General features: G+C 62.4%; 7 protein-coding genes. 6 read left to right on the top strand and 1 reads right to left on the bottom strand.

Annotation, left to right across the window (positions count from 1 at the left end; genetic code table 11):
• Positions 1–380: cysteine peptidase family C39 domain-containing protein (locus Q0288_RS07020; RefSeq protein ID WP_299429108.1), on the bottom strand; the 380-nt coding region annotated here is incomplete at its 3' end.
• Between the two features lie 139 nt (positions 381–519).
• Here Q0288_RS07020 and Q0288_RS07025 point away from each other — a divergent pair.
• The 6 genes from Q0288_RS07025 to Q0288_RS07050 form a co-directional block, all read left to right on the top strand.
• A complete protein-coding gene (locus tag Q0288_RS07025; RefSeq protein ID WP_299429109.1) occupies positions 520–1527 on the top strand; it encodes an isocitrate/isopropylmalate dehydrogenase family protein in 1008 nt (335 codons plus the stop codon).
• A gap of 240 nt (positions 1528–1767) precedes the next feature.
• Positions 1768–2904, top strand: a complete 1137-nt coding sequence (gene pilM / locus Q0288_RS07030; RefSeq protein WP_299429111.1) for a type IV pilus assembly protein PilM — start codon at positions 1768–1770, stop codon at positions 2902–2904.
• Positions 2897–3562 carry a flagellar protein FliT gene (locus Q0288_RS07035; protein ID WP_299429113.1) on the top strand — a complete coding sequence of 222 codons (666 nt, stop codon included), beginning with the start codon at positions 2897–2899 and terminating at the stop codon, positions 3560–3562. Before pilM ends, Q0288_RS07035 begins: the two co-directional genes overlap by 8 nt.
• Positions 3543–4178 (top strand): type 4a pilus biogenesis protein PilO, encoded by a 636-nt coding sequence (gene pilO, locus Q0288_RS07040; protein ID WP_299429115.1) that lies wholly within the window; start codon positions 3543–3545, stop codon positions 4176–4178. Before Q0288_RS07035 ends, pilO begins: the two co-directional genes overlap by 20 nt.
• Positions 4175–5215 carry a hypothetical protein gene (locus Q0288_RS07045; RefSeq protein WP_299429117.1) on the top strand — a complete coding sequence of 347 codons (1041 nt, stop codon included), beginning with the start codon at positions 4175–4177 and terminating at the stop codon, positions 5213–5215. Before pilO ends, Q0288_RS07045 begins: the two co-directional genes overlap by 4 nt.
• 11 nt (positions 5216–5226) lie before the next feature.
• Positions 5227–5953 (top strand): secretin N-terminal domain-containing protein (locus Q0288_RS07050; RefSeq protein ID WP_299429119.1); only part of this gene is annotated, 727 nt, incomplete at its 3' end.

Raw genomic sequence — 5953 nt, forward strand, 5'->3', positions numbered from 1 at the left:
GGGCGCAGGGTGAGCAGCCTGCCGGTCCACTTTCGCCTGAGTTCCTCCAGACCAGCCCGGCGCAGGCCAGTAGCAGGGTCGGCAATGTGGGCGCGACTGCGGGTCAGGCGCACCAGAACCACATAATGGTTGTGTTCCCAGTGCAAAACGGCGGGGAGTTCGACCCTGGCAAGACCCTCGAGGTCAGCCTGAAAAGCGCGGGCCTCGAGGCCCGCGCTTTTCGCCGCCCGAGTCATACCCGGCAGACTGGTGCCAGACTGGGTGGTACCGGCCCAGTCGCGCAGCCGGTAGATGGGTTCAAATCTGCCGTAGCTGGCGAGCACCGTGGCCAATGCAGCCGGGCCGCAATCGGTCTGATCTACCTGACGAATGCAACGCATAAATCTTGGCAGCAATCCCTCCAGCTCTTTATAGCAAGAATTGTTGCCATCGTCACTTTACACACCAATTTATATACTGAGTGTAAATAAAAGCAAACCCTCCAGCGAGACCGTTGGTTAGAATGGCAGCGGTGATAGTGTGAGCGAAAGCTACCAGATTTGTTTGATTGAAGGTGACGGTATCGGTCATGAAGTGATTCCAGCGGCCAGGCTGGTATTGGAGGCTACTGGACTCAAACTCGAATTTATCGAAGCCCATGCGGGCTGGGAAACCTTCGAGCGAACAGGCATTTCGGTTCCCGACGAGACCCTCGAGGCCGTCGCCCGAACCGACGCGACCCTGTTTGGCGCGGCCACCAGCCCTACCCGAAAAGTTCCTGGGTTTTTTGGGGCCATCCGCTACCTGCGACGCAAGCTGGATTTGTTCGCCAACGTGCGCCCGGCCAAACACCACCCCGTGCCGGGCTCGAGGCCTGGCGTAGACCTGATCGTGGTACGCGAGAACACCGAAGGGCTGTATGTGGAGCAGGAACGCAGCTACCTGGGGGGCGATATCGCCATTGCCGATACGGTCATTACCCGTAAGGCCAGCGCCCGCATCGGCGAGTATGCCGCAAGGTTGGCTGCCAGCCGCCCGCGCAGGCAGCTCCACGTGGCTCACAAAGCCAACGTGCTGCCCATGACCCAGGGCCTGTTTATGAACACCGTGCTGGGAGAGGCCGCCCGGTTTCCAGAGGTCAAAACGCAGGACATCATTATTGACAACTGTGCCATGCAGTTGGTACGCAACCCCGAGCGCTTCGATGTGATCGTGACCACCAACCTGTTTGGCGATATCATCTCCGACCTCACCGCCGGGCTGGTAGGAGGACTCGGCATCGCGGCCAGTGGCAATATCGGCGCCGAACTTGCGGTCTTTGAGCCCGTACACGGCAGTGCGCCAGACATTGCCGGAAAGGGCATCGCCAACCCGGCTGCCACCATCCTGTCGGCGGTGATGATGCTCGAGCACCTCGGCGAGCACGAAACGGCCCGCAGAGTGGAAGCCGCTGTAGACAAGGTACTGGAGCAAGGCCCCCGCACCCCCGACCTCGGCGGTAGTGCGAACACCCTCCAGTTTGCCGGAGCGGTGGCCAGGGCTTTATGAGAAACCCTGCGCCTTTATACTCCCTACCGAAGGCCCGGCTCGAGCAAGGCAAAAACCCGTGGATCACACGCCATTACGTCGTATAATGGGCCCTCGAACCGATTTGGTTAAGAAGCAATGGTCAAATGCACCGTCCCGATGTTTGGACCTGGGCTACAGTAGTCAATATGAGCGCTGCTACACAGATTTACCGTGCTATACTTACACCTAGTTTGAGATTCGTGTGGGAAAGGGGGCAGCGTGCGTGATTTTTTTGGCGGGTTGCTGAGACCCAGGGTCGAGGCACTTGGTCTCGAGATTGGATCGGCCAACATCAAGATGGTCGAGCTGTCCGGTAATCCCCCCAGCCTGAAGAACCTGAGCATCAGGCCAACACCTCCGGGGGTTATTCAGGAGGGTTCAATTACCGAACCGGGCGCTCTGGCCGATGTGATCAAAGAGATGCTGGCCGAAATGCGTACACGCAAACGGTATGTGGTTACGGCTGCCAGCAACCTGGCGGTAATTACCCGTACCTTGCAGGTGCCCAAGATGCCCATCAAGCAGCTCGAGGAGGCCGTGCGCTGGGAGGCCGAGCGCTACATTCCTTTCCCGATTGACGAGGTAGTCCTGGATTACGCACCCCTGGATCTAGCGGAAGCTGTTCCGGATGGCGAGCAGATGGACGTGGTGGTGGGGGCCGCCCGGCAAGAAACCGTGGCCAGCCTGGTTGAGGCCCTCAAGGCCGCTGGCCTGGAACCGCTCATCATTGATGTGAAGCCCTTCGCCGGATTGCGCACCCTGGATAGCCGGTTGCGGGCCACCGACCGCGAGCCCATCACGCTGTTTCTGGAAATAGGGGCCGAGTCCTCTGCCCTGGTGCTGACCCGGGGCGAGCGGCTGCTCTTGAACCGTGTGATCAACCTCTCGGGCAAAGACTTCACCGCCGCCATCTCCAAGGCCTTCAACCTTGATGTGGTGGCCGCCGAGGATGCCAAGAAGAACTACGGTCTGGCTACCATCCCCACCGAGGACGAAGACCTGCTCCTGGACTTTGATGCTGAGCGCGAGCGGTTCAATCCGGCCCGCATGTACGATGCGATCCGCCCGGTGCTGGTCGAGCTTACTACCGAGTTGCGCCGAAGCCTGGAGTTTTTCCGGGTGCAGGTGGGCGATCTGGGAGTAGATCAGGGCTTTGTGGCGGGCGGGGGCAGCAAACTGCGCAGCCTGGTGCCGCTGCTGGCCGATACGCTGGGCATTCCACTGGAAATCGCCGACCCCTGGCAGAGCATCCAGATTGACAAGAGCCGCTTCGACCTGGAATACCTGCGCAGTCTATCGCCGGAATTCACAGTGCCGGTGGGCCTGGCGCTACGGGGGGTGAACCCGCTTGATTAAACTCAATCTCCTCCCCAAAAACCTGCGCCGCCGGGTCGAGCCTGGCTGGTGGCGGTTGGCCGCTGTCGCTACGGTGCTGGCCGTGCTGGGGACGGTCGCTTTTCTTCACTTTTCCACCCTCTCTAAGGTGCAGGCCCTGGAGAACCAGCGCGACCAGTTGCAGGTGGAAGTGGACGTGCTACGGCCCTTTATCGCCGAGCAAAACCGCCTTAACCAGCAGCAGCGCGAACTCGAGCAGTTGCTCACAGTGCGCAACCAGTTGCGCGAGCGCTTTGTGCCCTGGTCGGACAACCTGGCCCAGGTCATCAACCAGATCCCACGGGAGGGCCGCCGCTTTGGGGTCGCCCTGCGCAGCATCGGCACCAAAGCCCTTACCCCGCAGGAGACCCAGAGCAACGTACAAAACGGCGTTTACGACGGCAAGCCGGTCAATGTGGAGTTCAACCTCCAGGGCGAGGCCATCGGCCAGAACGCCCTGATTCGCTTTGTCGAAGCCTTCGAGACCTCGCCTCGTTTTGGCATCAACTTCCAGAATGCCAACCTCGACCAGCAACGGCAGCTCTACACCTTCGGGGCCACCGTGGGTCTGATCGCCCAGCCCCAGGCCACCGCTAGCAACACGACAGGAGGTGAAGACAGTGGTAGCCCTTCTCGCTAGAATGGGCCAGCGCGAGTGGGCCATTGTCGCCATTGTGGCGGCCTTGCTGCTGGGCCTGATGTGGTACTTCCTGGTAACCCAGCCTTTGCAAAACCGCATCCCCGAGATTCAATCCGAGGTAGACCGCCTGACCGTCGAGCGGGATCGTGGCCGCGCAGCCCAGAGGGCGCTGCCCCAGTTGCGCGAGACCATCGCCCGCCTGGATGCCGAGCGCCAGCAGTTCTTGCGCGAGCTGCCCCCCACCGAACAACTGGGCCGGGTCCTGGCCTCGCTGGCCCAGCAGGCGCGCGAGAGTGGCGTGGTCTTGCGCACCCTCAGCCGGGGTGCAGGCGACAACCAGGGCGTAGCCAACGTGCGGGCCACCAACCTGGCCTTGCAGGTTGAGTCACCCTTCCCCGAGCTGTATGTGTTTTTACGGAACCTCGAGGGCTTCCAGCGGTTCGCTACGGTCTCCGGACTGAACCTGACCCTTGGGGGTAGTGGGCCAGCCGCCACCGTGGATCAGGCCAATAACCCCACCATCAACACCAGCCTTACCATGACGGTGTACACCTTCACGGGTCAGGCCCAGCCAACCCAGGGGGGACAACCTGGCCAACCCGGAGGTCAGCCATGAACTTCCTCCAGCGCATGCCCCAGTCGGCCAAGGTGGCCCTGGTAGCAGCTTTGTTGGTGGGGGCGGTGGCCACCTGGTATATGGGCTTCTTCCGCCCCAACCAGGCCGCACAACAGCCCGCCATCCCTGCGCCAGTCCAGACCGGGATCCCAACCACCCCTGGTACATCCCCCGCCGCCACAGCCCGACCCCTCGAGGTGCTCCCCTTGCCTTTCCTGGTTACGGAAGCCACCCGGCCCGCCGAGCCAGAGGCTCCGGGTGAAACCCCTGCCAGCGCGGCTCTGGCCCGGCCCCGGGTAACGGTGCCGCCCAACCCCTTCGTGCCGCTGGTTGTGGAGACCGTTCCAGCCGCCGTGGCCCAGCCGACCCAACCGGCCCCGGCCATCGTCAGCCGACCAGTGCCCATCCCGAGCCAGGCGGCCCGGGTACAGGTTCGCCAACCCACCACTCCGTTGCCGCGCCCCAGCCTGCCAGGCACCCGGCCCACCCCAGGGGTCGTTACACCCTCTACTCCTGCCACCCCCTCGGGGCCTAGCGGTCAGGCTCGCCTGGCCCAGGGTACTTCCCGCACCAGCTTGCCTGGCGCGGTCAGCCTGGGTGCGGGTTTGCTGCCCATCCGGCTAGCGCCTCTGGATCGAGAACTGACTGCTGCTAGCGATACCCCCAAAGAAGCGGCTGCCCTGGATGTGGCTACCGCCTCGACCACTGCTGGCAGCGGGAACCTGGACTTTGCACGGGCTGAGATTGACGCCCGACTTGCCCAGGTGCTCGAGCCCCGCACCAACCTGGCCAGGGGCCAGGAAGCTGTGCAGGAGAGCACCCTGGCCCGCTACGTGCGCGAGCAGAACCTGAGGCTCTCGGGCGTGGTGCTTGGCCCTACCAGCGTGGCCATTTTCCAAAGCAAGGATGGGTTTATGGTGCTGCCAGTGGGCCGCACCCTACCTGGCAGTGAGGTGTTGCTCAGAAGCCTGAGCGCAACGGAAGCCCTCTTGGTACAGGGTTCGGAAAGTCTGAACCTGACGATGGATAACCCCTAGGCGGTGAAAAGATGAAGCGTTTTCTTGCCCTTTTGGTGGTGTTGAGTCTGGCGCTGGCCCAGGGTAGTTTGCCCAGGGATGCTCGCTTTGACCAACCCGTTAGCAACATTGCTACCAACCTACCCTTACCTACCCTGTTGGATGCCCTGGCCCGCAGTGTGGGACTCTCCCCTATCCTGCGCGATGTGCCCAGCATTAATGTCACGGCTGATATTGACAAGAAGCCTTTCCGTCAGGTCTGGGATCTGCTGATCAACACCTATGGAGACGGACGCATCACCTATGCCCTCCTCGATAACAACGTGATCGTGGTGGGAACCAGGGAAGTGGTGGATCGGGCACGCGGGCAGACCGCCCAGCCCACCGCACAACCCGGTGAGCCGGTGGTTCGCGAATTTTACCAGGTACGATCCGGCGACCCCGCAGCCCTGGCTGCCTTCATCCAGCAAGAAGTTCCCGGCATTACGGTGCGGGCTGCCCCCGGGCAGAATGCCCTGGTCATCACCGGTACGGCCCGCCAGCAGGCCGAAGCCCTGGCCATCCTGCAACGAATTGATGTGCCACGGGCTACCGTAACCGCCATTCCGGTTGTACAAAAGTCTTTCGCCCTGTCGCATGCCCGTGCCAACGAACTCGCCGAGGTCCTGGGCAAGACCATCGCAGCCCAGGCGCAAGGCCCTGCAGCCCCCCCTGCCCAGCAGGGTCAGGCCCAGGCCGCAGCCCCTGCGGCGCCACAGG

Source organism: uncultured Meiothermus sp. (assembly GCF_937863175.1).
In the GTDB taxonomy this organism is placed as follows: domain Bacteria; phylum Deinococcota; class Deinococci; order Deinococcales; family Thermaceae; genus Meiothermus.